Source organism: Streptomyces triticisoli (assembly GCF_003270085.1).
Classification (GTDB): domain Bacteria; phylum Actinomycetota; class Actinomycetes; order Streptomycetales; family Streptomycetaceae; genus Streptomyces; species Streptomyces triticisoli.
Genome location: NZ_QFDQ01000081.1, coordinates 1 through 25,317, shown reverse-complemented (window position 1 = coordinate 25,317; position 25,317 = coordinate 1). Strand labels below are relative to the sequence as shown.

24 protein-coding genes and 1 riboswitch are annotated in these 25,317 nt (G+C 69.8%); of the genes, 16 read left to right on the top strand and 8 right to left on the bottom strand.

Translation table 11 applies throughout. The annotated features are described in order from the left end of the window. Window positions 1-135: 135 nt before the first annotated feature. Entirely contained in the window at window positions 136-390 is a 255-nt protein-coding gene (locus DEP02_RS14545; protein WP_112467743.1) for a hypothetical protein, read from the bottom strand. Window positions 391-728: 338 nt separating this feature from the next. Continuing rightward, a complete protein-coding gene (gene nadA / locus DEP02_RS14535) occupies window positions 729-1,913 on the bottom strand; it encodes a quinolinate synthase NadA (protein WP_112467762.1) in 1,185 nt (394 codons plus the stop codon). 333 nt (window positions 1,914-2,246) lie between these two features. On the opposite strand from nadA, the gene erpA reads away from it, so the two are divergent. Then, the gene (erpA, locus tag DEP02_RS14525) at window positions 2,247-2,603 is read left to right on the top strand and encodes an iron-sulfur cluster insertion protein ErpA (RefSeq protein WP_112467740.1); all 357 of its coding nucleotides are present in this window, start codon (window positions 2,247-2,249) and stop codon (window positions 2,601-2,603) included. A gap of 85 nt (window positions 2,604-2,688) precedes the next feature. Here erpA and DEP02_RS14520 read toward each other — a convergent pair whose 3' ends face one another. Together DEP02_RS14520 and DEP02_RS14515 are read right to left on the bottom strand one after the other, a co-directional pair. Next, entirely contained in the window at window positions 2,689-4,548 is a 1,860-nt protein-coding gene (locus DEP02_RS14520; RefSeq protein ID WP_112467739.1) for a hypothetical protein, read from the bottom strand. 108 nt (window positions 4,549-4,656) lie between these two features. Next, the gene (locus DEP02_RS14515; protein WP_112467738.1) at window positions 4,657-4,878 is read right to left on the bottom strand and encodes a hypothetical protein; all 222 of its coding nucleotides are present in this window, start codon (window positions 4,876-4,878) and stop codon (window positions 4,657-4,659) included. A gap of 174 nt (window positions 4,879-5,052) precedes the next feature. Between DEP02_RS14515 and DEP02_RS14510 the strand changes: the two genes are divergently transcribed. After that, on the top strand, window positions 5,053-6,027 hold the full coding sequence (locus DEP02_RS14510) for a carbohydrate kinase family protein (RefSeq protein ID WP_112467737.1): 975 nt from the start codon (window positions 5,053-5,055) through the stop codon (window positions 6,025-6,027). A 25-nt stretch (window positions 6,028-6,052) separates the two neighbouring features. Here the strand turns inward: DEP02_RS14510 and DEP02_RS14505 are convergent, their stop codons facing one another. After that, on the bottom strand, window positions 6,053-7,432 hold the full coding sequence (locus tag DEP02_RS14505) for a cysteine desulfurase/sulfurtransferase TusA family protein (RefSeq protein ID WP_112467736.1): 1,380 nt from the start codon (window positions 7,430-7,432) through the stop codon (window positions 6,053-6,055). 320 nt (window positions 7,433-7,752) lie between these two features. Between DEP02_RS14505 and ctaC the strand changes: the two genes are divergently transcribed. The 4 genes from ctaC (at window position 7,753) to DEP02_RS14485 (ending at window position 12,221) form a co-directional block, all read left to right on the top strand. Next, window positions 7,753-8,712, top strand: coding sequence for an aa3-type cytochrome oxidase subunit II (gene ctaC / locus DEP02_RS14500; RefSeq protein ID WP_112467735.1), 960 nt, complete (start codon window positions 7,753-7,755; stop codon window positions 8,710-8,712). Next, window positions 8,709-10,445: an aa3-type cytochrome oxidase subunit I gene (gene ctaD, locus DEP02_RS14495; protein ID WP_112467734.1), complete on the top strand. Its 1,737-nt coding sequence runs from the start codon at window positions 8,709-8,711 to the stop codon at window positions 10,443-10,445. Before ctaC ends, ctaD begins: the two co-directional genes overlap by 4 nt. Beyond that, on the top strand, window positions 10,442-10,840 hold the full coding sequence (locus DEP02_RS14490; RefSeq protein ID WP_112467733.1) for a cytochrome c oxidase subunit 4: 399 nt from the start codon (window positions 10,442-10,444) through the stop codon (window positions 10,838-10,840). The genes ctaD and DEP02_RS14490 overlap by 4 nt, the downstream gene beginning before the upstream one ends. A gap of 127 nt (window positions 10,841-10,967) precedes the next feature. Continuing rightward, window positions 10,968-12,221 (top strand): L,D-transpeptidase, encoded by a 1,254-nt coding sequence (locus DEP02_RS14485; RefSeq protein WP_112467732.1) that lies wholly within the window; start codon window positions 10,968-10,970, stop codon window positions 12,219-12,221. 155 nt (window positions 12,222-12,376) lie between these two features. On the opposite strand, the gene DEP02_RS14480 is transcribed toward DEP02_RS14485, so the two are convergent. Continuing rightward, window positions 12,377-12,778: a response regulator gene (locus tag DEP02_RS14480; RefSeq protein ID WP_112467731.1), complete on the bottom strand. Its 402-nt coding sequence runs from the start codon at window positions 12,776-12,778 to the stop codon at window positions 12,377-12,379. 198 nt (window positions 12,779-12,976) lie between these two features. Between DEP02_RS14480 and ctaE the strand changes: the two genes are divergently transcribed. From ctaE to DEP02_RS14450, 6 genes are all read left to right on the top strand, one after another. Then, the gene (ctaE, locus tag DEP02_RS14475; protein WP_232839115.1) at window positions 12,977-13,588 is read left to right on the top strand and encodes an aa3-type cytochrome oxidase subunit III; all 612 of its coding nucleotides are present in this window, start codon (window positions 12,977-12,979) and stop codon (window positions 13,586-13,588) included. A 60-nt stretch (window positions 13,589-13,648) separates the two neighbouring features. Then, window positions 13,649-14,458 (top strand): cytochrome bc1 complex diheme cytochrome c subunit, encoded by an 810-nt coding sequence (qcrC, locus tag DEP02_RS14470; RefSeq protein ID WP_112467729.1) that lies wholly within the window; start codon window positions 13,649-13,651, stop codon window positions 14,456-14,458. Then, window positions 14,455-15,522, top strand: coding sequence for a cytochrome bc1 complex Rieske iron-sulfur subunit (gene qcrA / locus DEP02_RS14465; RefSeq protein ID WP_112467728.1), 1,068 nt, complete (start codon window positions 14,455-14,457; stop codon window positions 15,520-15,522). The genes qcrC and qcrA overlap by 4 nt, the downstream gene beginning before the upstream one ends. Further along, window positions 15,519-17,177, top strand: coding sequence for a cytochrome bc1 complex cytochrome b subunit (qcrB, locus tag DEP02_RS14460; RefSeq protein WP_112467727.1), 1,659 nt, complete (start codon window positions 15,519-15,521; stop codon window positions 17,175-17,177). The genes qcrA and qcrB overlap by 4 nt, the downstream gene beginning before the upstream one ends. Window positions 17,178-17,327: 150 nt before the next feature. After that, window positions 17,328-18,392, top strand: coding sequence for an anthranilate phosphoribosyltransferase (trpD, locus tag DEP02_RS14455; RefSeq protein WP_112467726.1), 1,065 nt, complete (start codon window positions 17,328-17,330; stop codon window positions 18,390-18,392). 78 nt (window positions 18,393-18,470) lie between these two features. Then, window positions 18,471-18,587, top strand: a riboswitch (SAM riboswitch). 205 nt (window positions 18,588-18,792) lie between these two features. Then, window positions 18,793-20,133 carry an aminotransferase class V-fold PLP-dependent enzyme gene (locus DEP02_RS14450; RefSeq protein ID WP_112467725.1) on the top strand — a complete coding sequence of 447 codons (1,341 nt, stop codon included), beginning with the start codon at window positions 18,793-18,795 and terminating at the stop codon, window positions 20,131-20,133. Window positions 20,134-20,229: 96 nt separating this feature from the next. Here DEP02_RS14450 and DEP02_RS14445 read toward each other — a convergent pair whose 3' ends face one another. Both DEP02_RS14445 and DEP02_RS14440 read right to left on the bottom strand, forming a co-directional pair. Further along, on the bottom strand, window positions 20,230-20,511 hold the full coding sequence (locus tag DEP02_RS14445; RefSeq protein WP_073952588.1) for an Lrp/AsnC family transcriptional regulator: 282 nt from the start codon (window positions 20,509-20,511) through the stop codon (window positions 20,230-20,232). Further along, on the bottom strand, window positions 20,508-21,278 hold the full coding sequence (locus DEP02_RS14440; protein ID WP_112467724.1) for a rhomboid family intramembrane serine protease: 771 nt from the start codon (window positions 21,276-21,278) through the stop codon (window positions 20,508-20,510). The genes DEP02_RS14445 and DEP02_RS14440 overlap by 4 nt, the downstream gene beginning before the upstream one ends. 158 nt (window positions 21,279-21,436) lie before the next feature. On the opposite strand from DEP02_RS14440, the gene DEP02_RS14435 reads away from it, so the two are divergent. From DEP02_RS14435 to DEP02_RS14420, 4 genes are all read left to right on the top strand, one after another. Further along, on the top strand, window positions 21,437-21,676 hold the full coding sequence (locus DEP02_RS14435; RefSeq protein ID WP_112467723.1) for a hypothetical protein: 240 nt from the start codon (window positions 21,437-21,439) through the stop codon (window positions 21,674-21,676). 61 nt (window positions 21,677-21,737) lie between these two features. Beyond that, complete coding sequence (locus tag DEP02_RS14430) at window positions 21,738-23,087, top strand: NYN domain-containing protein (protein ID WP_112467722.1); 1,350 nt, start codon at window positions 21,738-21,740, stop codon at window positions 23,085-23,087. Window positions 23,088-23,324: 237 nt separating this feature from the next. Continuing rightward, entirely contained in the window at window positions 23,325-24,365 is a 1,041-nt protein-coding gene (locus DEP02_RS14425; protein ID WP_112467761.1) for a C40 family peptidase, read from the top strand. 214 nt (window positions 24,366-24,579) lie between these two features. Next, window positions 24,580-25,317, top strand: a 738-nt coding sequence (locus tag DEP02_RS14420; RefSeq protein WP_112467721.1) for a coiled-coil domain-containing protein, incomplete at its 3' end; no start/stop codon positions are given.

The window sequence follows — 25,317 nt, the reverse complement described above, 5'->3', positions numbered from 1 at the left end:
AGGGTGGCAGATGGCCACGCTTCCACCCGGCGCGTCGTCAGTCCCGTGCGGTTCGCGCACCGGCGCAGCAGCATCGCCTTGGTATGCTCGATCAATCTCTTCTCCCCCAGCCGAACAGACCCCCTCGGACACGGGTCAGGCCCCGCCGTAAAGCTGTTGCAGGTCGACGAGGATCACCTCGCCCCGGGCTGCCGCGGCCTGCAGGGCCGGGGTGAAGCCGACGCTGCTGTAGCAGGCGGGGCGGGTGTGGGTGGTGTCGATGCCGCGGGCGGACAGCAGGTCCAGGATGTGGCGGAGTCGTTCGAGGTGGCGTACGTCCATGACCTTGTTCCACTTGGCCTCGCCGATCGACAACAGGATGCCCTGGTCCTGGCCGACCGCGCCGTGCACGACGACGTCGACCTCGTGCGAGGTGCGGGCGGCCGGGTCGGGGGCGCTTCCCGCGGAGATGTCGATCGGCAGCCCGCCGGAGGTCTCCAGGGCCGCGTGCCAGGAGGTCCACTCCCTGCGCAGTCGTTCGAGGTGGGGGCCGACGACTTGGCTGAGGCAGGTGTTCTGGGCCCGCTTCCAGACCGCGGCGGTTGGAGACGTATATATCTAAGAAGCACGTCTCTAAAAACGTCGCCGCATCCCGGAAACACGGGTCGGTGCCGCCCTCGTGCGTGCAGCACGATGCCCCGGCCGCCGTGGGACGGCCGGGGCATCGTGTTGTGACGGTGGTGTCGGGGTTACGGCAGCGCCAGCATCCGTTCCAGCGCCAGCTTCGCGTAGCCCTCCGTTTCCTTGTCGACCTCGATGCGGTTGACCAGGTTGCCCTCGGCGAGGGACTCCAGGGCCCAGACCAGGTGGGGGAGGTCGATGCGGTTCATGGTGGAGCAGAAGCAGACCGTCTTGTCGAGGAAGACGACCTGCTTGTCCTCGGGCGCGAAACGGTTCGCCAGGCGGCGGACCAGGTTCAGCTCCGTGCCGATGGCCCACTTGGAGCCGGCCGGGGCGGCCTCCAGGGTCTTGATGATGTACTCGGTCGAGCCGACGTAGTCCGCCGCGGCCACCACCTCGTGCTTGCACTCGGGGTGGACCAGGACGTTCACGTCCGGGATGCGCTCGCGGACGTCGTTGACCGAGTCCAGGCTGAAGCGGCCGTGCACCGAGCAGTGGCCCCGCCACAGGATCATCTTCGCCGCGCGCAGCTCCTCGGCGGTCAGACCGCCGTTCGGCCGGTGCGGGTTGTAGACGACGCAGTCGTCCAGGGACAGGCCCATGTCCCGCACGGCGGTGTTGCGGCCCAGGTGCTGGTCGGGCAGGAACAGGACCTTCTCGCCCTGCTCAAAGGCCCACTCCAGCGCCCGCTTGGCGTTCGACGACGTACAGATCGTGCCGCCGTGCCGGCCCGTGAAGGCCTTGATGTCGGCGGAGGAGTTCATGTACGACACCGGCACGACCTGCTCGGCGATGCCAGCCTCGGTCAGCACGTCCCAGCACTCGGCGACCTGCTCGGCCGTGGCCATGTCGGCCATGGAGCAGCCGGCCGCCAGGTCCGGCAGGACCACCTTCTGGGCGTCGGTCGTCAGGATGTCCGCGGACTCCGCCATGAAGTGCACACCGCAGAACACGATGTACTCGGCCTCCGGGCGCGCCGCCGCGTCCCGCGCCAGCTTGAAGGAGTCTCCCGTGACGTCGGCGAACTGGATGACCTCGTCGCGCTGGTAGTGGTGGCCGAGCACGAAGACCTTGCTTCCGAGCTTCTCCTTGGCCGCACGGGCGCGCTCCACCAGGTTCGGGTCGGACGGGGAGGGCAGGTCACCGGGGCAATCGACGCCGCGCTCGCTCTTCGGGTCGGCCTCGCGGCCGAGCAGCAGCAGGGCGAGCGGCGTCGGCTGGACGTCGAGGTCCTGGGTCTGGGCGGTGGTCACGACACGCACCCTTTCTACTTTTCGTCGAATTGACGCTATTCATCATAGCGGCTTCGTGTCACTTTGACGATGGTCATAGTGTCGATGTGACATGAATCCCGGCTGCCAGGCCAGCAGGCCACCGGGTCGGCAGGCCACCGGGTCGGCAGCCCGAGCCCCCGACCCGGCCCCGTCCCTCCCCAGGCCGCTGTCCGTCCCCCCGCGCGTGTGCGAGCATGAAGAGGACGAGCCTGGAGAAGATGAAGAAGCACGCGCCCGGCCCGGAATGAATCCGCCGTCCCGCCGGTTGCACTCGTCGGCAAGCAGTCTCCGTACAACCCGGGAGAGATGTAGATGTCCGTATCGGACGAGACCACCACCGTCACCGACGGCATCATCCTGACCGACGCCGCCGCGTCCAAGGTCAAGGCCCTGCTCGACCAGGAAGGCCGTGACGACCTCGCCCTGCGCGTCGCCGTTCAGCCCGGCGGCTGCTCCGGTCTGCGCTACCAGCTCTTCTTCGACGAGCGGTCCCTCGACGGCGACGTGGTGAAGGACTTCGACGGCGTCAAGGTCGTCACCGACCGCATGAGCGCCCCGTACCTGATCGGCGCCACCATCGACTTCATGGACACGATCGAGAAGCAGGGCTTCACGATCGACAACCCGAACGCGACGGGCTCCTGCGCCTGCGGCGACTCCTTCAGCTGAGCAGCAGGCCACGGTACGACGTCGGAAGGCGGCAGCCCCTGGGGAAGGGGCCGCCGCCTTCCGTGTTCCGTACGCCCACCCGCCTTCAGCGGGCGGGCGACGGCTGCGACTCCGGCAGCCGCGCCCCCGGCTGCTCCCGGGGGATCTCCCGCCCGTCCGAGCCGACCACCTTCCGGTCCCCGAGCGGCCGGTCCAGCCGTACGGTCTCGTGGTACACCTTGGCGATCAGGATGCAGACCTGGCCCCGCCGCGAGGTCTCGGTCACCGTGACCGTCACCCGGCCGGAGTCCTCCTTCACGGACGCCCTGTACTTCTGGCACACCCCGCCGTCGAAGCGGACGGTCAGCTCGTCGCCCTCGGTGCTGTAGCCGGTCGCCTTCACGTCCCGCGTCACCAGGGGGCCGCCCGGATCGCTCGGCGCCGGGCTCGGCTGCCCGCCCGGCGCGGCCGACGAGGTCAGGTACTTCGGGTCGACGGCCGGGTACGTCACCGTGAAGGGATCGCCCTGCCCGCCCGGCGCCCGCACCTCGAACAGCCAGGACGGCACGAGCGTCCGCCGGCCGTCGGAGGAGTGCGAGGCCAGCCCGAACACGGCCTTGTCGACCGTGAAGGCGTCCTGGTGAGCCGGGGCTGGGTCCACAGGATCCGAGGCCCCCGCCTCGCACGGCGCCTCCGGGCCGTCCTCCAGCGGTACGGGACTGGCGCAGCCGCCGATGCCCACGCGGTGGCCGACCCCCGGGACCGCGTTCATCAGGTCCAGCGTCCCGCGCGCGCTCAGCACGGGATACGTGTCGCCCTTCACCGGCGCCTTCAGCCGGCCGCTGCCGCCGGTCACCTCGCCCTGCCGGCCGATGCTCAGGCCCGTCGTCCAGCCGTACGTGGGCAGCCCGCCGACCACCGGATCGGCGTTGACCACCCGCTGGTCGCCCACGATCTGGCTCGCGTCCACCTTGGCGCCGTCCTGGCCCAGCGCCTTGAGGACCGGCGCCGCCGCCTTCCGGGCCGCCGCCGCGCCCACCGGGTGGACGGGCGGAGTCACGGGGTCCGGCACCGGCGTGCACAGCGCGCCCTTGCAGTTGTCGGTGCCCGGCATGTACCGGCTGAACGTCCACACCCCCGGCGCCTGCCGGTTCACCCGCAGCACCGGCCCGGAACCGTCCTTCCCGGACCCGACCCTCCACGCCTGCGCGTCGGCCACCGGCGTACCCTCCACGCCCAGCGACTCGGCGAGCCGGGCCACCTCCTCCCGGGTGACCTCGCCCCGCGCCCGGTACACCGGCGCCGAGCCGGGCCCGCCGGGCAGCGTGCCGCCGGCCCGGTAGGTCGCGCCGTAGGGGTTGGGCTCCCCGGGCGCGATCCCGTTCGTGTCGCCGCTACCGCTACCGCTACCGCTACCGCCACCGCCGCCGGTGCCCGCGGCGGAGTGCTCGTCGAGGACCAGCGGAGGGGGAGTGCCGCCCCCGCCGGGCGCCGCCGCCCCCGTGCGCTCACCCGTACCCGCGGCGAGCAACGACCCACCGCCGCCCACCAGCAGCACCGTGGCGGCGACCGAAGCGATCACCACCGGCGACCGCCCACGCACCCGCCACCCACCGGAGCGGCTGCCCTCGTCCGGGACCCCGGTGACATCAGGGGCCGCCGTGCCCTCGAAGACCGCAGCATCCTCAACCTCGGCAGCATCCTCAACCTCGGCAGCCTCGGCAGTCTCACCGGCTTCGGGGGCCTCCTCAGCCTCCGATGCCTGAGCGGCCTCCGAGGCTCCGGAACTCCCGGCAGTCTCGGCCTCGGCCTCGGACCCGGCCTCGGACCCGCTCCCGGGCCTGGAAGCCACGGGTTCCGGGGCCTCGGACTCCGGGGTTTCCGGCGCCGGCGTCTTCCTCTGCTCCGGGGCTTCCTCGGCGGTGTCCGCGGCCGCGTCGTCGTGGTCGGGTCGCTCGGTGTTCACCGCATCGCTCCTTCGGCTGGGTCGTATCCCGCATCCCTCAGACGGGGGACGGCGATGGGACGCAGCGGGGGAGCGCGCGGTTCCCCTCGAGTGCGCCGGCCCAGCCGGTCAGTCCCCGTACTCCGACATGGCGTCCAGCAGTCGCGCGGAGGAGGCGGGCACGTCCACGCCGTGGATACGGGACGGCGGCACCGGCAGCGCGGTGGCCCGGTCGGGCGCCGCCCAGCGGGGGACCATCCGGGCGCAGTCCCCGCGCAGCGAGGCCAGATCGCCTTCGGGATCGGCCGGAGCGGAGGGAGCATGGACGGAGAGGGCCTTGGGGTTCGTCATGGGCGAACCGTAGGCACGGAAGAGTCGCCCGAGACAGGTCTACCATCGGGTAATTTTGTCCGCTTCGGTGTTCCCACCGGGTTCCCGCCGGGTTCCCACCGGCCGGGTGGCGCGCATCGCGGCACCGGGTAGCGTGAACTGTCAATCCTCCCTGACTCCAGGAGCGTCCACGCCGTGCGCATCGCAGTCACCGGCTCCATCGCCACCGACCACCTCATGACCTTCCCCGGTCGTTTCTCCGACCAGTTCGTCGCGGATCAGCTGCACACGGTCTCGCTCTCCTTCCTGGTCGACCAGCTTGACGTACGGCGTGGCGGGGTCGGCGCCAACATCGCCTTCGGCATGGGCCAGCTCGGCACCCGCCCGGTCCTGGTCGGCGCCGCGGGCCCCGACTTCGGCGAGTACCGTGCCTGGCTGGACCGGCACGGCGTCGATACCGCCTCGGTCCGCATCTCCGAGACCCTGCACACCGCCCGCTTCGTGTGCACCACCGACGCCGACCACAACCAGATCGGCTCCTTCTACACGGGGGCGATGAGCGAGGCCCGCCTGATCGAGCTCAAGACCGTCGCCGACCGCGTCGGCGGTCTCGACCTGGTGCTGATCGGCGCGGACGACCCGGAGGCGATGCTCCGGCACACCGAGGAGTGCCGCTCGCGCGGGATCCCGTTCGCCGCCGACTTCTCCCAGCAGATCGCCCGGATGGACGGCGACGAGATCCGGATACTGCTGGACGGGGCGACGTACCTGTTCTCCAACGAGTACGAGAAGGGCCTCATCGAGTCCAAGACCGGCTGGAGCGACACCGAGATCCTCTCCCGCGTCGGCCACCGGGTCACCACCCTCGGCTCGCGCGGCGTGCGCATCGAGCGCGTCGGCCAGGAGCCGGTCGAGGTCGGCTGCCCGGACGAGGAGCGCAAGGTCGACCCGACGGGCGTCGGCGACGCCTTCCGCGCCGGCTTCCTCTCCGGGCTGGCCTGGGGCGTCTGCCTGGAGCGCGCCGCCCAGGTCGGCTGCATGCTCGCCACCCTGGTCATCGAGACGGTCGGCACCCAGGAGTACCAGCTGCGCCGCGCCCACTTCATGGAGCGCCTCACCAAGGCGTACGGCGACGAGGCGGCCGACGAGGTCCGCGCCCACCTCGTCTGACGGGACGGCAGGGACCGTACGGGGACTACGAGACCCGGCGGACGACGTAGGCCGAGCCCTCGTCCGCCGGCTCCTCGCCGACGTACTCCTGGCCCCGCATCTCGCACCACGCCGGAATGTCCAGCCGCGCCGCCTCGTCGTCGGCCAGGACCCGGACCGTGGAGCCGACGGGCACCTTCCCGAACACCTTGGCCAGCTCGATCACCGGGATCGGGCAGCGCCTGCCGAGGGCGTCCACGACCAGCGCGTCCTCCCGCACGGCGGCCGGCTCCCCGGTCGGCGCCCCGAGCTTCTCCCGGACCTCCGCCACCACGCCCGGCAGGACCGCGAGGAACCGTTCGACGTCCTCCTCCGGCGTCCCGGGCGGCAGCGACACCCGTACGTTGCCCCCGCTCAGCACGCCCATCGCCTTCAGGACATGGCTCGGCGTCAGGGTGCTGCTCGTGCACGACGAACCGGAGGAGACGGAGAACTCCTCACGGTCCAGCTCGTGCAGCAGTGTCTCCCCGTCCACATAGAGACACGAAAAGGTGACGAGGCCGGGCAGCCGGCGCACCGGATCGCCCACCACCTCCACGTCCGGCACGAGCCGCGGCACCCGCGCCCGGATCCGCTCCGTCAACTCCCGCAGCCGTACCGCCTCCGCCGCCGCCTCCGCCCGCACCGCCCGCAGCGACGCCGCCGCCGCCACGATCGCGGGGATGTTCTCGAACCCGGCCGCCCGCCCCGACTCCCGCTCGTCCACCGGCCCCTGAGGCGCGAACCGCACCCCCTTGCGCACCACGAGCAGCCCGACCCCGGACGGCCCGCCCCACTTGTGCGCACTCGCCGTCAGCAGCGACCAGTCCCCCTCCACCGGACCCCAGCCCAGCGACTGCGCCGCGTCCACCAGCAGCGGTACGCCCGCCGCCCGGCACACCTCGGCCACCTCGGCGACCGGCTGCTCGGTGCCCACCTCGTGGTTGGCCGACTGCAGACAGGCCAGCGCGGTGTCCTCGCTCAGCGCTTTCTCGTAGGACGCGACGGCCACCGCGCCCCCGCGGTCCACCGGCACCTGCGTGACCGTCCCGCCGTCCGCCTCGTGCGCCTCGGCGGAATGGAGCACCGAAGAGTGTTCGACCGCTGACACGATCAGGTGGCGTCCGACGCGCCGCCGCCCCGCCAGCGCCCCCGCGATCCCGCTGTGCACGGCCCGCGTCCCCGACGAGGTGAACACCAGCTCGTCCGCCCGGCACCCCACCGCCTCCGCGGCCGCCTCCCGAGCCGCGTCCAACAGCAACCGGGCCCGCCGTCCCTCCCGGTAGAGTCGAGCAGGGTCAGCCCACCCTTCATCCAGGGCGGCGAGCAGAGCCTGCCGGGCAACGGAGTGAAGAGGAGCACTGGAAGCAGCATCGAAGTAGGCCACACGCCCACGCTAAGCGCCCCGCAGGGGCGCGGGAAACCATGCGAGAAACCACGACGCACCAGCAGCCGCCGCAAAAGCCGCATACCCACCTCAATGGGCGTCCCAATCCTCCTTCGCAAACCGTCCTGCTCGGGGACATCCCACCCCTTCGGGCCGACCCGCGGCGCGTACGGCACCCTCCCCGCACCCCGCCCGAAGGCGTCCAGTAGGGTTTGGTCCGCATAAACATCCAAACCCCTGCCCGACGCAGGGCGGCGACCGACCAGCGAGAAGGCAGGCCGCAGCCAACCGCGCGGGCGAGACTCTCGGGAAGGCGCTACGTGAGTCCCAACGGCTCCGACCGCTCGCCGCGGCGCCCGATGCGGCGGAAGCTGCTGCAGGCACTGACTGCGGGCCTGGTCCTGGCGACCGCTACCGGTTGCACATACAAGGACTTTCCCCGGCTGGGTATGGCCACTCCGGCCACGGAAGAGGCTCCGATCATCCTCTCCCTGTGGCAGGGGTCCTGGGCGGCCGCGCTCGTCGTCGGCTGCCTGGTGTGGGGTCTGATCCTGTGGAGTGCTTTCTTCCACCGGCGCAGTCGCACCAAGGTGGAGGTACCTCCGCAGACCCGGTACAACATGCCCATCGAGGCCCTGTACACGGTGGTCCCGCTCCTCATCGTCTCGGTGCTCTTCTACTTCACGGCCCGTGACGAGTCGAAGCTCCTGGACATGTCCAAGAAGCCGGACGTCACGGTGAACGTCGTCGGCTACCAGTGGTCCTGGGCCTTCAACTACATCGAGCCCGTCCCCGGGGTGACCGGTGACGCGAAGACCAACAAGAACCTGGCCGGCATCCCGGACCGGTTCAAGAACGACTTCCCGGCCAACGCCGGCGGTGTCTACGACTACGGCATTCCGGGCACGCGGAACCCCCAGAACGGCAACCCCGGCCCGACCCTGTGGCTGCCGAAGGGCAAGACCGTCCGCTTCGTCCTCACCTCGCGCGACGTCATCCACTCCTTCTGGGTGCTGCCGTTCCTGATGAAGCAGGACGTCATCCCGGGCCACACCAACTCCTTCCAGGTGACCCCCACCATGGAGGGCACCTTCCGGGGCAAGTGCGCCGAGCTCTGCGGCCAGGACCACTCCCGGATGCTGTTCAACGTGAAGGTCGTCTCGCCCGAGCGCTACGAGCAGCACCTCAAGGACCTCGCTAAGAAGGGGCAGACCGGTTACGTTCCCGCAGGCATCGCGCAGACGAGCCACGAGAAGAACCGGGAGACGAAGAAGCTGTGAGCATCCTCAACGAACCTCAGGGTGCCGCGGCAGCTGAAAACTCTTACGAGAGCGAGCTGCCGGTCAGGCGCAAGCAACCGGGCAACGTCGTGGTGAAGTGGCTGACGACCACGGACCACAAGACGATCGGAACGCTGTATCTGGTGACGGCGTTCGCGTTCTTCGTCGTCGGTGGCGTGATGGCGCTCCTCATGCGTGCCGAGCTGGCCCGTCCGGGCCTGCAGGTGATGTCGAACGAGCAGTTCAACCAGGCGTTCACGATGCACGGCACGATCATGCTGCTAATGTTCGCGACGCCGCTGTTCGCCGGCTTCGCGAACTGGATCATGCCGCTGCAGATCGGCGCCCCCGACGTCGCCTTCCCGCGGCTGAACATGCTGGCCTACTGGCTGTACCTGATCGGCTCGCTCATCGCGGTCAGCGGTTTCCTCACCCCGCAGGGCGCGCCCGACTTCGGCTGGACCGGCTACACGCCGCTGTCGGACGCGATCCACACGCCGGGTCTGGGCGGTGACCTGTGGGTCATGGGTCTGGCCATGCAGGGCTTCGGCACCATCCTCGGCTCGGTCAACTTCATCACCACGATCATCTGCATGCGCGCGCCGGGCATGACCATGTTCCGCATGCCGATCTTCACCTGGAACGTGCTGCTGACCGGTGTGCTGGTGCTGCTGGCCTTCCCGGTGCTGGCCGCCGCGCTGCTGGCGCTGGAGGCGGACCGCAAGTTCGGCGCCCAGATCTTCGAGTCGTCCAACGGCGGTGCGCTGCTGTGGCAGCACCTGTTCTGGTTCTTCGGGCACCCCGAGGTGTACATCATCGCGCTGCCGTTCTTCGGCATCGTCAGTGAGATCATCCCGGTCTTCTCCCGCAAGCCGATGTTCGGTTACATGGGTCTGATCGGCGCGACCATCGCCATCGCGGGTCTGTCGGTGACGGTGTGGGCGCACCACATGTACGCGACCGGTGGTGTCCTGCTGCCGTTCTTCGCCTTCATGACCTTCCTGATCGCGGTCCCGACCGGGGTGAAGTTCTTCAACTGGGTCGGCACCATGTGGAGGGGCTCGCTGTCCTTCGAGACACCGATGCTGTGGTCGATCGGCTTCCTGATCACCTTCCTCTTCGGCGGTCTGACCGGTGTCATCCTGGGCTCGCCGGTGCTGGACTTCCACGTCACCGACAGCTACTTCGTGGTGGCCCACTTCCACTACGTGGTCTTCGGCACGGTCGTCTTCGCGATGTTCGCCGGCTTCCACTTCTGGTGGCCGAAGTGGACCGGCAAGATGCTCGACGAGCGTCTGGGCAAGATCACGTTCTGGACGCTGTTCATCGGCTTCCACGGCACCTTCCTGGTCCAGCACTGGCTGGGCGTGGAGGGCATGCCGCGCCGGTACTCCGACTACCTGGCGGCCGACGGCTTCACCGCGCTGAACACGCTGTCGACGATCTTCTCCTTCGTGCTCGGCCTGTCGGTCCTGCCGTTCTTCTACAACATCTGGAAGACGGCCAAGTACGGCAAGCCGGTCGGCGTCGACGACCCGTGGGGCTACGGCCGCTCCCTGGAGTGGACGACCTCCTGCCCGCCCCCGCGGCACAACTTCATCACCCTGCCGCGGATCCGCAGTGAATCCCCGGCGTTCGACCTGCACCACCCGGAGATCGCCGCGCTCGACCAGCTCGAGAACGCCGGTCGCGGTGAGAAGGCCCTCGCTGCTGGAAAGGAGGCAGGCAAGTGAAGATCCAGGGCAAGATGTTCATGTGGCTGAGCGTCTTCCTGCTCATCACGGCCATCGTCTACGGCGTGTGGTCGAAGGAGCCGATCGGCACCACCACGCTCTTCATGGCCTTCGGCCTGGCCATCATGATCGGCTTCTACCTGGGCTTCACGGCCCAGCGGGTCGACGCGGGTGCCCAGGACAACAAGGAGGCCGATGTCGCGGACGGCTCCGGCGAGCTGGGCTTCTTCAGCCCGCACAGCTGGCAGCCGCTCGGCCTCGGCCTCGGCTGGGGGCTGGGCTTCCTCGGTATCGCGGTCGGCTGGTGGCTGCTGTACTTCTCGGTGCCGATCATCCTGCTCAGCGTGCTGGGCTGGACTTTCGAGTACTACCGCGGTGAGAACCGCACCCAGTAACCCTCGCTGAACACCGGTGGCCCGGACATTCCTGACGGAGTGTCCGGGCTGCTGCGTTTGCCAGGGGCCCTCACTCGAATGGGTGATTAATCGTGCCGGAGTTGGCGAAGCTTTTTAGCGTGAGCCCATGCGCACCACCACTCCGTACACCGGCGGCACCGTCTGCGTCCTGCTGGTAGCAGCCCTGGGGGCGACCGTCACCGCCTGCGACGCGGACGGCAACCCGCTGGCCGCCGCCCCCTACGACGCGGCGGACCAGATCTCGTTCAGCGGCCCCCAGGAAATCGGCAGGAAGGTCGACCCGGCCAAGCCCCTGGAGGTCACCGCCGAGGGCGCGGACGGCCGGATCACGGACGTCACCGCCGTGGACGCCACGGGCCGCTACGTCTCCGGTGAACTCGCCGCCGACGGCAGCCGCTGGCACAGCACTTCACCGCTCGCCGCGGGTGCCCACTACACGGTGACCGTGAGCACGGAGAACGGCGGCGGCAAACCCGGCCGCAAGGTCCTCGCCTTCGACACCAGTGAGCCGGCCGACCCCAAGCGCCTGAACGTCGAGTTCGGGCCGCAGGAGGGCACCTACGGCGTCGGCCGGCCCATCACGGCCGAACTGGACCAGCCGGTCACGGACAAGGGCCAACGGGCCATCGTGGAGCGCGCCCTGAAGGTCGACTCCACGCCCGCCGTGCAGGGCTCCTGGCACTGGGTGAACGACAAGGAGCTCCACTACCGCCCCCAGTTCTACTGGCCTGCCCACGCCACCATCGAGGTGCGCAGCAACCTGGAGAACATCAAGATCAGCGACCGGCTGTGGGGCGGCACCGCCAAGCCGCTGAGGGTCACCATCGGCGACCGCGTCGTGGCCGTCACGGACGCCGCCAAACACCGGCTGACGGTCTACAAGAACGACGAGAAGATCAAGGAGATCCCCATCACCACCGGCAAGTCCGGTTTCGAGACCCGCAACGGCATCAAGGTCGTCCTGGCCAAGGAGTACTTCGTACGGATGAAGAGCAGCACCGTGGGCATTGCCGCCGGTTCCGCGGACTCCTACGACCTGCCCGTGTACTACGCCATCCGGGTGACCTGGAGCGGCGAGTACGTCCACGCCGCCCCCTGGTCCGTCGGCTCCCAGGGCATGGCCAACGTCAGCCACGGCTGCACCGGCATGAGCACCCCCAACGCCAAGTGGTTCTTCGACACCATCCGTGAGGGTGACATCGTCCAGGTCGTCAACTCCGACGGCGACCCGATGGAACCCTTCGACAACGGCTTCGGCGACTGGAACATCCCCTGGCAGAAGTGGCTCCAGGGCAGCGCCCTGACCACAGCGGACGCCCCCAGGGCAAACCAGCCCAGACTACGTCCCCAGAGCCTGTAGATGCCTTGCAGAGCCTGAAAGCACGGGGCGCGCAACGGGAAGGGGCGCGGGGCTGTGTCGACATGCGGCTCTGCCGCGTGGGCGCGCCCAACCCAGGACGGCCCGCAGCCGCAGGACAACGGGCCGTCCCGAGCTCGTAGGCGCAGCTCAAGAGCTCAGGCGCTGCTCAGAGCCTTCTTCTGCAACAGAGAAGCCAACGCGGCAGCGAACTCCACCGGCTCCACCGGCAAGGTGACCGCCGCGTCCGCCCGGCTCCACGTCGCCAGCCACGCGTCCTGCGGCCGAGCGATCAGCAGCAGCACCGGCGGGCAGTTGAAGATCTCGTCCTTGATCTGCCGGCACATCCCCATGCCACCCATCGGCACGGCCTCGCCGTCCAGGACGCAGACGTCGATCCCACCCCTGTCCAGCTCCTTGAGCACCGCGGCGGGCGTGGCGCACTCGAGGAACTCCACCACAGGGGCGTCCGGAGCCGGCCGGCGGCCGCAGGCCAACCGCACCTGCTCCCGGGTGTTGGCGTCGTCGCTGTAGACCAGCACCGTGGCGGTCGCCTGCATTGTTCCTCCGCGTCGTTGATCGGGAACTCGTCGGGAACCTACGGGTACCGATGGCGCGGATGCTACCCCCTCCCACCCCCGCCCGACAGCGGTTGGAACAGCTCTTCGATGGGCCGTACGGGCAGGGCACACCCCCCGGACACTCCGAACAGCACCCCCGGGGGTGAGGGCGAGATAAGCGACCGACATAATGTCGGCGTGGCGACAGCAACGACAGTAGAAACCGGGCACGCGCACCCGTCGGTCAACCGACCGAACCTCACCAGCGTCGGAACCATCGTTTGGCTGAGTTCCGAGCTGATGTTCTTCGCGGCCCTCTTTGCGATGTATTTCACCCTGCGCTCGGTGACGGGTCCGGCGTACTGGAAGGAGATGGTGGGCGCTCTCGACGTCCCCTTCTCGTCGGTGAACACCACGATCCTGGTGCTCTCCTCACTCACCTGCCAGCTCGGCGTCTTCGCCGCCGAGCGCGGTGACGTGAAGAAGCTCCGGATGTGGTTCATCGTCACCTTCATCATGGGATCGATCTTCATCGGTGGCCAGATCTACGAGTACACCGCGTTGGTGGCGGAGCACGGGATCTCCATCTCCTCCGGCCCGTACGGCTCGGTGTTCTACCTGACCACCGGCTTCCACGGCCTGCACGTGCTGGGTGGCCTCTTCGCCTTCCTGCTGGTGCTCGGCCGTACCTACGCAGCCCGGAGGTTCACCCACGAGCAGGCGACAGCGGCCATCGTCGTGTCCTATTACTGGCACTTCGTCGATGTCGTCTGGATCGGACTCTTCGCCACGATCTACCTCATTCAGTAGCCGACGAGCCGATCCAAGTCCGCAAGCATCGACGTAGAAGATCCTGACACCGGGGTAATCGTGAAAAAGCTCTCCGCACGACGACGCCATCCGCTGGCGGCGGTCGTCGTCCTACTCTTTGCGCTGGCGGCCACTGGGGGGCTGTACACCGCGTTCGCGCCCGCGAGCAAGGCGAAGGCCGACGACACCGCCCAGTCCCTCGCTATCGAAGAGGGCAAGAAGCTCTACCTGGTCGGCTGTGCCAGCTGCCACGGCACCGGTGGTGAGGGCACCACCGACGGTCCGACCCTGGTGGGCGTGGGCGCCGCGGCGGTCGACTTCCAGGTGGGCACCGGCCGTATGCCGGCCCAGCAGCCGGGCGCGCAGGTCCCGCGCAAGAAGGTCAAGTACAACCAGGCCGAGATCGACCAGATGGCCGCGTACATCGCCTCGCTCGGCGCCGGCCCGGCCGTGCCGACGAAGAACCAGTACAACCCCGCCGGGGCGGACGCTGCCGTGGGCGGTGAGCTGTTCCGCAACAACTGTGCCCAGTGCCACAACTTCACCGGCAAGGGCGGTGCGCTGACGTACGGCAAGTACGCCCCGGGGCTGGAGGGTGTGAGCAACAAGCACCTCTACGAGGCCATGCAGACCGGCCCGCAGAACATGCCGTCCTTCCCCGACAGCGTGCTGTCGGAGCAGAACAAGAAGGACATCATCGCTTACCTCAACGAGGTCAACGGTCCCGAGACCACGACCCCGGGTGGTATGGAACTGGGCGGTCTCGGACCGGTCGTCGAAGGCCTGTTCGCCTGGATCTTCGGGATGGGCAGCCTGATCGTGATCGCCATCTGGGTCGCCGCTCGGACCGCAAAGGCCAAGAAGTCATGAGTAGCCACGACATTCCAGAAGAGAACCTGCCCGCAGAGCAGGCCACCCACGAGCGCGGGCGCGGCGCGGTCTCCGTGGCGGACGAACGGAACCCGTTCGCCGACCCGGGTCTGCCGCCCCACGAGCACCGGATCCAGGACGTCGACGAGCGGGCCGCCAAGCGGTCCGAGCGCACCGTCGCCCTGCTGTTCACGGTGTCGATGCTGGCCACCCTCGGCTTCATCGCCTCGTACGTGACGATCCCGGTCGACAAGTCGACCTACATCTTCCCGATCGGGCACATCAACGCGCTGAACTTCGCGCTGGGCCTGACGCTGGGCGTGGCGCTGTTCGCGATCGGCGCGGGCGCGGTCCACTGGGCCCGCACCCTGATGTCCGACGTGGAGGTCGCCGACGAGCGTCACCCGATCGAGGCGTCCCCCGAGGTCCGTGCCAAGGTCCACGCGGACTTCAAGCAGGGCGCCAAGGAGTCGGCGCTCGGCCGCCGCAAGCTGATCCGCAACACGATGCTCGGCGCGCTCACCCTGGTGCCGCTGACCGGCGTCGTACTGCTGCGCGACCTGGGCCCGCTGCCCGGGACCAGCCTGCGCCACACGCTGTGGGCCAAGGGCAAGCGCCTCGTCAACATGAACACCCACCAGCCGCTGCGCCCCGAGGACCTCACGGTCGGCTCGCTCACCTTCGCCATGCCCGACGGGCTGAAGGAGACCGACGAGAACTTCCAGACCGAGATCGCCAAGGCCGCCCTGATGATCGTCCGGCTCCAGCCGGGCGACATCAAGGACAAGCGGGAGCTCGACTGGGGGCACGAGGGCATCGTCGCCTTCTCGAAGATCTGCACCCACGTGGGTTGCCCGGTCTCCCTGTACGAGCAGCAGACGCACCACGCCCTGTGCCCGTGCCACCAGTCCACCTTCGACCTCTCCGACGGTGCCCGAGTGATCTTCGGTCCCGCCGGCCACGCCCTGCCGCAGCTGCGCATCGGTGTGGACAGCGAGGGTTACCTCCAGGCGCTCGGCGACTTCGAGGAGCCCGTCGGTCCTGCATTCTGGGAGCGCGGATGAGTACATCAGCGAACACGAATCCATCTGCCGCTGACGCGGCGGGCCGCTCGCGCGGGAAGGCACCGGCCGGCGAGAAGTTCGCCGACTGGGCCGACGGTCGGCTCGGGATCTACTCCCTGGCCAAGGCCAACATGCGCAAGATCTTCCCCGACCACTGGTCGTTCATGTTGGGCGAAGTGTGCATGTACAGCTTCATCATCATCATCCTCACGGGTGTGTACCTGACCCTGTTCTTCCACCCGTCGATGAACGAGGTGGTGTACCACGGGTCGTACGTCCCGCTGCAGGGACAGCTGATGAGCGAGGCCTTCAGCTCGACCCTGGACATCTCCTTCGACGTCCGCGGTGGTCTGCTCATCCGGCAGATCCACCACTGGGCCGCGCTGATCTTCGTGGCCGGCATGTTCGTGCACATGATGCGCGTGTTCTTCACCGGCGCGTTCCGCAAGCCGCGTGAGGTCAACTGGCTGTTCGGCTTCCTGCTGCTCGTCCTGGGCATGTTCACCGGCTTCACCGGTTACTCGCTCCCGGACGACCTGCTCTCCGGCACCGGTGTCCGCTTCACGCAGGGCGCGATCCTGTCCGTGCCGGTCATCGGCACGTACATCTCGTTCTTCCTGTTCGGCGGCGAGTTCCCCGGTCACGACTTCGTGGCGCGGTTCTACTCGATCCACATCCTGCTGCTGCCGGGCATCATGCTGGGCCTGATGGTGGCTCACCTGATCCTGGTCTTCTACCACAAGCACACGCAGTTCGCGGGCCCCGGGAAGACGAACAACAACGTCGTCGGCATGCCGCTGATGCCGGTGTACATGGCCAAGGCCGGGGGCTTCTTCTTCCTGGTCTTCGGTGTCATCGCGGCCATCGCGGCCATCGTGGAGATCAACGCGGTCTGGGTGATCGGCCCGTACCGTCCGGACATGGTGTCCACCGGCGCCCAGCCCGACTGGTACATGGGCTTCGCCGAGGGTCTGATCCGCTTCTTCCCGGGCTGGGAGATCAACTTCTGGGGTCACACGCTCGTCCTGGGCGTGTTCATCCCGCTGGTCCTCTTCGGTGTGGTCCTGGCGGCGATCGCGCTCTACCCGTTCATCGAGGCCTGGATCACCGGCGACAAGCGCGAGCACCACATCCTGGACCGCCCGCGCAACGCCCCGACGCGTACCGCGTTCGGTGTCGCCTGGATCACGATGTACCTGATCACCCTGGTCGGCGGCGGCAACGACCTGTGGGCCACGCACTTCCACCTGTCGATCAACGCGGTCACCTGGTTCGTCCGGATCGGCTTCTTCCTCGGACCGATCGTCGCGTTCGTCGTCACCAAGCGGATCTGCCTCGGCCTGCAGCGCCGCGACAAGGAGAAGGTGCTGCACGGTCGCGAGACCGGCATCATCAAGCGCCTGCCGCACGGTGAGTTCATCGAGGTCCACGAGCCGCTCAGCCAGGAGCAGCTCTACACCCTCACGGCGCACCACCAGTACGAGCTGGCCGAGATCGGCCCGACGGTCGACGAGAACGGCGTCGAGCGCAAGGTGGGTGTCACGCAGAAGCTGCGCGCCAAGCTCAGCAACGCGTACTACGGCGAGGACAGCCAGGTCCAGAAGCCGACCGTCGAGGAGTACAAGGAGATCACGAGCGGCCACGGCCACCACTGATCACCGACCGCTGAGCGTTGCCACACGCCACAGTCGAGAGGCCCCGTCCGAGCTTCGGACGGGGCCTCTCGCCGTGCGCCGGGCTGGATAGGGTGGAACCTGTTCGAGATTCACGTCCCGCAGTACGGGACACCGACCCAGGAGCGGCTGATGAGCGCTGTGACCCCCGCTGGAGGCGACACCGCGGCGGGCCGTTCCTGGCCCGTCCTGCTGAACGGCCTGCTGGAGGGCCGGGACCTCACCGCCGACGAGACCGCCTGGGCGATGGACCTGATCATGCGCGGCGAGGCGACCGACGCGCAGATCGCCGGGTTCGTGGTGGCCCTGCGGGCCAAGGGCGAGACGGTGGAGGAGATCACCGGTCTGGTCCGCGCGATGTACGAGCACGCGAACGTGATCGAGGTGCCGGGCGAGACCGTCGACATCGTCGGCACGGGCGGCGACGGCGCGAAGACGGTGAACATCTCCACGATGTCCTCGATCGTCGTGGCCGGCACGGGCGCCAGTGTCGTCAAGCACGGCAACCGGGCCGCGTCCTCCGCGTCCGGGGCCTCCGACGTGCTGGAGAAGCTCGGCGTCAATCTGGAGCTGACCCCGCGGCGGGTGGCCGAGGTCGCCCAGGAGGCCGGGATCACCTTCTGCTTCGCCGTCAAGTTCCACCCGGCGCTGCGCCACGCCGGTGCCGCACGCGGCCAGCTGGCCATCCGCACGGTGTTCAACGTGCTCGGCCCGCTGACCAACCCGGCCAGGGTGCGGGCACAGGCCGTCGGGGTCGCGGACCCGCGCATGGCGCCGGTCGTCGCCGGGGTCTTCGCCGAGCGCGGCCACTCCTCCCTGGTCTTCCGGGGCGACGACGGCCTGGACGAGCTCACCACGACCTCCACCTCCCGGGTGTGGATCGTCCGGGACGGCAAGGTCACCGAGGAGCGCTTCGACCCGCGTGACGTCGGCATCGAGCTGGTGCCCGTGGACGCCCTGCGCGGCGCGGACGCCTCCTACAACGCCGAGGTCGCCCGGCGCGTGCTGGACGGGGAGAAGGGGCCCGTACGGGACGCCGTCCTGCTGAACTCGGCGGCGGCGCTGGTGGCGTTGAAGCCGGGCCCGGGCACGCTCGCCGAGCAGCTCCGGGCCGGCATGGACCGCGCGGCGGAGTCGATCGACTCCGGGGCGGCCAAGCGCACACTGGAACGCTGGGTGGCGGCCAGCAACGCGTAACGGCCGGAACGGGCGTACGGTCCCGCAATCCGGACACGGGTTGCGGGACCGCGATCAGTTCACGTACGTTCCACCACAGGTCATGAGTGACAGCCATGTGGCCCCGGCCGGCTGTCCGGCAACCCTCCGTCCGTGGCGGGGTGCCCCGGGTGAGGACCAGGCCGTGGGCAGCGAGGCCCACGGCAAGCGCGGACCCCTCGCACTCTTCCGAGTGGACAGTCCAGGGGTCCTGGGGTCGTACGAGGGAGCCTTCCGTGAGCAAGCGAATGCGCTAGGGCGTAGAGCCCCGCCTCCGCACCCCCTTTTCACCTCTCTCCACGCTTGAGCCGTGCCGTGCAGTGCCGCGCCGTGCCGTGCCCGCTCGCGTGGTGAATCCGCCTGCCTTCACGGGAGTTCGCCCATGTCTGTCTCCACCGTCGCCGTCGACCAGTCCGTTTGTGCTCCTCTGCCTGTTCTGGGAGGAGATGTCACCGTTCCCCTCGTCACCGGCGGCGAGGTCACCTACGCCGCGCTCGACTACGCCGCCAGCGCGCCCGCCCTGCAGCGGGTCTGGGACGACGTGGCGGCGTACGCGCCGTACTACGGCAGCGTGCACCGCGGCGCCGGGTACCTCTCCCAGCTCTCCACCGACCTGTTCGAGAACGCCCGGAGGACGGTCGCGGACTTCCTCGACTGCCGCAGCGGGGACCAGGTGGTCTTCACCCGGTCCACCACCGACTCCCTGAACCTCCTGGCCCGCGCGCTCCCGGCCGGCTGCCAGGTCTTCGTCTTCGAGACCGAGCACCACGCCGCACTGCTGCCCTGGCAGCACGCACGGGTCACCTGCCTGGACGCCCCGCGCACCCCGCAGCAGGCGGTGCGGACGCTGGAGCAGGCCCTGGCCGACCGCGACCCCTACGGCCCGGCCCTGGTCTGCGTCACCGGCGCCTCCAACGTCACCGGCGAGCTGTGGCCCGTACGGGAACTGGCCGCCGCCGCGCACGCCCACGGCGCCCGCATCGTCCTGGACGCCGCCCAGCTGGTCCCGCACCACCCGGTCTCGGTCCGTGACCTCGACGTCGACTGGGTCGCCTTCTCCGGCCACAAGCTGTACGCCCCCTTCGGCGCGGGCGTGCTGGCCGGCCGCGCCGACTGGCTGCGCGAGGCCGAGCCGTACCTGGCGGGCGGCGGCGCGAGCCGCAGGGTCGCGCGGCGCACCGACGGGGGAGTGGACGTCCAGTGGCACGACAGCGAGGCCCGCCACGAGGCCGGCTCCCCGAACGTCATCGGCGCCCACGCCATCGCCTCCGCCTGCAAGGCACTGACCGAGGCGGGCTTCGACACGCTGGTCGCACGCGAGCAGCACCTGATCCGCAAGGTCCGCGAGGGGCTGGCCGGGATCCCGGAGGTGAGGATCCTGTCCCTCTTCGGCGACGACGCCCCGAGAGTCGGCGTGCTCTCCTTCGTGGTCGCGGGCTGGAACAGCTCCCACTTCGCCGCCGCGCTCTCCGCCGAGTACGGCATCGGTGTCCGCGACGGCCTCTTCTGCGCCCACCCCCTGCTCCACACCCTGCTCGACGGGGACCCGCGGACCCGGGGCGAGTGCGGCGGTCCCGACGCCGCCGTCCGCGTCAGCTTCGGTGCGGGCACCCCCGACGAGCACGTGGACCGCTTCGTGACGGCGGTGCGGGAACTGGTCACAAACGGCGCGAAGTGGCGCTACCGCACGGAAAACGGCCGCTGCATCCCCACGGTCGGGTAAGTGACGGCAGGGGCGCGGGGAACTGCGCGAGCAACCACGAACAGCCCGCACCCGCGCACATTCCGCGCCCCGCAGACGCTTACGCGCCGGCGCCCCTCACGAGTCCAGCCCGATGGCGAACGCGGCCTCGAGGTCATGCTGCGAATACGTGCGGAAAGCAACATGCGTGTCCGTGGCCTCGACCCCGGGGATCTTGCTGATCCGCCCCGGAATGACCTCCGCCAGATCCTCGTGCTGCCGCACCCGCACCATGGCGATCAGGTCGTACGTCCCGGTCACGGAGAACACCTCGCTCACGCTGTCCAGCGAAGCGATCCGCTCGGCGATCTCGGGGATCCGGTCCACGCTGGTCTTGATGAGGACGATCGCGGTGATCACGGCTGTTTCTCTCCCTCGGGGGCCGGAGCAGGGGCGGCCTTCACTCTAGTCTCCCGGCCGAATCCGGCCCATGCGCAGACGAAACCGAGGACGAAGCCCACCACATGGGCCAGGTAGGCCACGCCCGGCCCCTGCGCCGCGCGCCCGGCGGCCAGCCACTGCAGGGCCGCCCAGAACGGCAGCACGACCCACGCGGGAAACCGCAGCGGCAGGAAGAACAGGAACGGGAGGAGACTGGTCACCCTGGCCCGGGGGAACAGGTAGAGAAACGCGCCGAGGACCGCAGAGATCGCCCCCGAGGCCCCCACCAGGGACTGCCCGGAGGCGGTGTTGGCGGCCGCGTAGCCCACCAGGGCGAGGTAGCCGCAGCCGACGTAGAACAGCGTGAACCGGACGTGGCCCATGCGCTCCTCGGTCATCGCCCCGAAGACGTAGAGGAAGAGCATGTTGCCGAGCAGATGCACCCAGCTGCCGTGCACGAACAGGGCCGTCGCCGGGGTGAGAGCGGCCCGGGGGACGCCGGTGAACAGCTCGGCGGGGATCACGCCCCAGTGCCGGAAGTACGCCCGCTGGGCGAGCAGCAGCGCGTCGCCGGTGCCGTAGCCGGGGTTCAGGCCCGCCGCCGGGCCGGTCACGAAGACCAGGCAGCACAGGACGATCAGGGCGCACGTCACCGGCGCCCGCGCGGTCCGTACGGCCCCGACCGCCCTGACTGCCCTCAGCAGCCGGACCGCCCGGACGGCCACCGTGTTCCTGTTGCCGGTCATGTGCACAGAGCATGGCGTAACCGGACGCAACCTCATGGACCGCCTCGCCGTCATGGACACACCCAGCGACGAGTCGCCGCCAGGCCGTAGGGTTACGTGCCACACGTTCCGGGGAAGCCGGCGCGTCACGGAAACTAGAAGGAAAGCGAACAGTCACGATGACGGTTCCCCTGCCGACCGCCACCACGCGGTGGCGCTGCACCCTCTGCGGCAACCTCACCCGCTTCGACGTGACGCGCTCGTCGAAGGTCGTCGAGTACGTCCACCTCGATCTGGCCGGAGAGCCCAGGGTCGAGGAGCGCGAGGTGGTCAGTGAGACGGTCGAGTCGGTGCGCTGCCGCTGGTGCAACGCCGTGGACCAGGTGGAACTCGTGGACAGGCCGGGCGCCGGCTCCTGAGCGGAGCGGGCCTCGTACGGACGGTCCCCCACGGGGGTCCCGCAAGCATTGGGGTTGACGGATGGTGGAGTCACAAGGCGGGGGGCCGGGCGACGGCGCCGCCGAGGTGCTCGACCGTCCGCTGCCCGACGGGGTGCGCCGCCGGGTCGTCCAGATCGTCTCCGACGCCTTCGGCGGGCTGAGGACCGGCGAGCTGCCGGCGCAGCTGCGGCAGTACGCCCGGTTCACCCCCAGCCGCCGGGCGAAGTTCGCGGGCAACGCGATGGCGGCGGCGCTGGAGACCGATCCGGTGTTCCGCCAGCGCATCGGGGAGAAGTTCAGAGAAGGCCAGCCGGAGCTGTCCGGCGCCCTGGACTCCGGCTCGCCGCCCCCGGCCGCGGACCCGCTCGACGTGGCGGCCGCGGCCTATGTACTGCGGCCGGCGGGCTGGGTGAAGCTGGTGACCGCGGCCGGCGAGGAGGCCCAGCGGGCGGACGCCGAGCGCGCCGACGAGGAGAGCCGGGCCGAGCTGGAGCGGCTGCGCGCCGAGCTGGCGGCGGCCCGTGAGCAGACCCGGGCCGACACCGAGCGGCTGCGCGCCGAGCTGGACACCGTCCGGAAGGAGACCGAGTCGCTGCACCGCAAGCTGCGGGCCGCGCTCAGCGACGTCAAGCGGGGTGAGGCCGCGCTGCGCAAAGTGCGCGCCGAGCTGGAGGCCGTGCGCGCCGAGGGTCAGGCGCAGGTGTCGGCCGCCGAGAGCGAGACCCGGCGGCTCAAAGCGCGCCTGGGCGAGGCGGAGGCCGCGCTGGAGGCCACCCGCAGGGCGGCCCGCGAGGGGCGCAGCGTCGAGGACATGCGGATACGGCTGCTGCTGGACACCGTGCTCGACGCGGCGCAGGGGCTGCGCCGGGAGCTGGCGCTGCCGCCGGTGTCGGTGCGGCCGGCCGAGACCGTGGACGCGGTGGAGCCGGGCCGGATGACCTCCAAGGACATCGCCGCCCGTGCGCTGTCCGAGCACGACCCGGCGATCCTCGACCAGTTGCTCGCGCTGCCGCAGGCGCATCTGGTCGTCGACGGCTACAACGTCACCAAGACCGGCTATCCCCAGATGCCGCTGGAGAAGCAGCGGCTCAGGCTCCTCGGCCAGCTCTCGCAGCTCGCCGCGCAGACCGGCGCGGAGGTCACCTGTGTCTTCGACGGGGCCGAGCTGGCCGCGCCGGTGCTGCTCGCGCCGCCGCGCGGGGTGCGGGTGCTGTTCTCCAAACCGGGCGTCACCGCGGACGAGTTGATCCGTCAGCTGGTGCGGGCCGAGCCGCCCGGCCGGCCGGTCGTCGTCGCCTCCACCGACCGCGAGGTGGCCGACGGGGTCGCGAAAGCGGGTGCGCGGCCGGTCGCGTCGGCGGTTCTCCTCAAGCGTCTGTCGCGCGGCTGAAAACGGGCATAAAGCAATATGCGCTTCAACGGCAGCGTACGGGTTCAAGGCGGGAATTACTGGGACTGTCACGCGACTCAGCGTCAATCTGACTTCACTTCTGGTGAGTTGAAGGCAAAAAAAGCATTGCGTGCCGGGATTTTTCGGCGGAGGATTTGAATTCGTCACGATGAGGTCACTAGGGTCAGGCGTCGAACCTCCGAGCGGGTGATCACTCAGAAGAAGGAGCTCGCTTTCGTGGCGTCCCACCGTCGACCCAAGCAGCCGAGCCGCGCCCGTGTGAGCGTGCTCACCACCGTGGCAGCGGCGGCCGTAGCCGTCAGCGCCCAGGCCGCGAACGCCGCCCCGAGTGCGAAGCCCAGCAAGGACGAGGTCAAGTCCCAGGTCGACAAGCTCTATCAGCAGGCGGAGCAGGCCACCGAGAAGTACAACGGGGCCAAGGAGAAGCAGGAGAAGCTCCAGAAGGAGATCTCCACCATCCAGGACAACGTCGCCCGCGGTCAGCAGGAGCTCAACCAGCTGCGCGACCACCTCGGTTCGGTGGCGGCCGGCCAGTACCGCACCGGCGGGATAGACCCCTCGCTCCAGCTCTTCCTGTCCGCCGACCCGGACGACTACCTGGAGAAGGCCTCCACGCTCGACCAGTTGAGCGGCCAGCAGGTCGAGTCGCTGAAGAAGATCCAGGACAAACAGCGCGAACTCGCCCAGGAGCGGGCCGAGGCCAGCGCCAAGCTGAAGGACCTCGCCGCCACCCGCACCGAGCTGGGCAACAAGAAGAAGGAAGCCCAGACCAAGCTCGCCGAGGCGCAGCGGCTGCTCAACTCCCTCACGGCCCAGGAGAGGGCCCAGCTCGCCGAGAAGGAGAACCGCGCCACGCGCGCCAGCGAGCGCCAGGTCCTCTCCGTCAACGTCCCGGCCGGCTCCGGCCGCGCCGCCGCCGCCTTCGCCGCGGCCCAGAGCAAGCTCGGCTCGCCCTACGTCTACGGTGCCGCCGGCCCCTCCTCCTTCGACTGCTCGGGCCTGACCTCCTGGGCGTACGCCCAGGCCGGCGTCAGCCTCCCGCGCACCTCCGAGTCGCAGACCGGCGCGGGCACCAGGATCTACTCGATGAGCCAGCTCAAGGTCGGCGACCTGGTCTTCTTCTTCAACGACCTGCACCACGTGGGTCTCTACGCGGGCAACGGCCAGGTGCTGCACGCCCCGCGCCCCGGCACCGTCGTGCGCTACGAGTCGTTCAACACCATGGGCGGCCCGTTCATGTTCGGCGTCCGGGTCTAGCCCGCGGCCCTTCACTTTCCCGGGTCAGGGACGCGGTGCCCCCCGTTCGAGGGAATCGCCCTGGCGCCGGACGGTCGTCCGCCCCGCCTGTGACCTGCGTCAGAGGCGGGGCCTCACCCTGTCACGGCCGCGCAGGCCGTTGGTCGGCTCCGCTGCCGGGGGGCTACTGTCTGCCGCGTTTCCCTGTCCGCCAGTGGAAGGAGCGCGGCTTCCCGTGGGGTCCCATCGCCGCCTTGTACCGTCCTCCGGGTTCGACCGGGGCTCCGCCGTCGCCGGTCTTCTGACCGCCGCGACCACCGCCCTGGGCGCCGTACCGGCCGGCTCGGCCGTCGCCGCGCCGCACGGCGACGCCCGGGCCGAGGTCGACCGCCTCCACCAGGAGGCCGAGAAGGCGACCGAGGCCTACAACCAGGCCGGCGAGCGCGCCGGCCTCCTGCGCGACCGGGTACGCGACTCCCAGGACCGCATCGCCCGGCAGCAGCAGCGCGTCAACGACCTCAGGGAGTCGCTCGGTGCCGTCGCCGGAGCCCAGTACCGCTCCGGCTTCGACCCCTTCCTCGCCCTGCTGTTCTCCCACGACCCGGCCGACTACCTCGACCGGGCCGCCGCCCTCGACCGGATCAGCGCCCACCAGGCCGGCGAACTGAAGGACCTGCGGCGGACCCTGCGTGAAATCTCCCAGGAGCGCGCCGAGGCCACCCGCGCCCTCGCCGAACTCGACAGGAGCCGCAGGGCGGCCGCCACCCACAAACGCACCGTCGAGCGGAAACTCGCCGAGGCACGGCGGCTGCTGGACTCCCTGTCCCCGTCGGAGCGGGAGGCCCACGACCGGGCCTCCCGCTCCCGCCGCGACGGCCTCCTCCCCGGCTTCGACGACGGCCCGGCCGCCTCCGCCCGCGCGGCCGCCGCCGTCGCCGCCGCCCGCTCCGCGCTCGGCCGCCCCTACGTCTGG

Coding starts and splice junctions, on each gene's coding strand:
- erpA (WP_112467740.1), top strand. CDS start 2,247: ATGTCCGTATCGGACGAGACCACCACCGTCACCGACGGCATCATCCTG.
- DEP02_RS14515 (WP_112467738.1), bottom strand. CDS start 4,878: ATGACGAACCCCAAGGCCCTCTCCGTCCATGCTCCCTCCGCTCCGGCC.
- DEP02_RS14485 (WP_112467732.1), top strand. CDS start 10,968: ATGCGCACCACCACTCCGTACACCGGCGGCACCGTCTGCGTCCTGCTG.
- DEP02_RS14480 (WP_112467731.1), bottom strand. CDS start 12,778: ATGCAGGCGACCGCCACGGTGCTGGTCTACAGCGACGACGCCAACACC.
- qcrA (WP_112467728.1), top strand. CDS start 14,455: ATGAGTAGCCACGACATTCCAGAAGAGAACCTGCCCGCAGAGCAGGCC.
- qcrB (WP_112467727.1), top strand. CDS start 15,519: ATGAGTACATCAGCGAACACGAATCCATCTGCCGCTGACGCGGCGGGC.
- trpD (WP_112467726.1), top strand. CDS start 17,328: ATGAGCGCTGTGACCCCCGCTGGAGGCGACACCGCGGCGGGCCGTTCC.
- DEP02_RS14450 (WP_112467725.1), top strand. CDS start 18,793: ATGTCTGTCTCCACCGTCGCCGTCGACCAGTCCGTTTGTGCTCCTCTG.
- DEP02_RS14440 (WP_112467724.1), bottom strand. CDS start 21,278: ATGACCGGCAACAGGAACACGGTGGCCGTCCGGGCGGTCCGGCTGCTG.
- DEP02_RS14435 (WP_112467723.1), top strand. CDS start 21,437: ATGACGGTTCCCCTGCCGACCGCCACCACGCGGTGGCGCTGCACCCTC.
- DEP02_RS14430 (WP_112467722.1), top strand. CDS start 21,738: ATGGTGGAGTCACAAGGCGGGGGGCCGGGCGACGGCGCCGCCGAGGTG.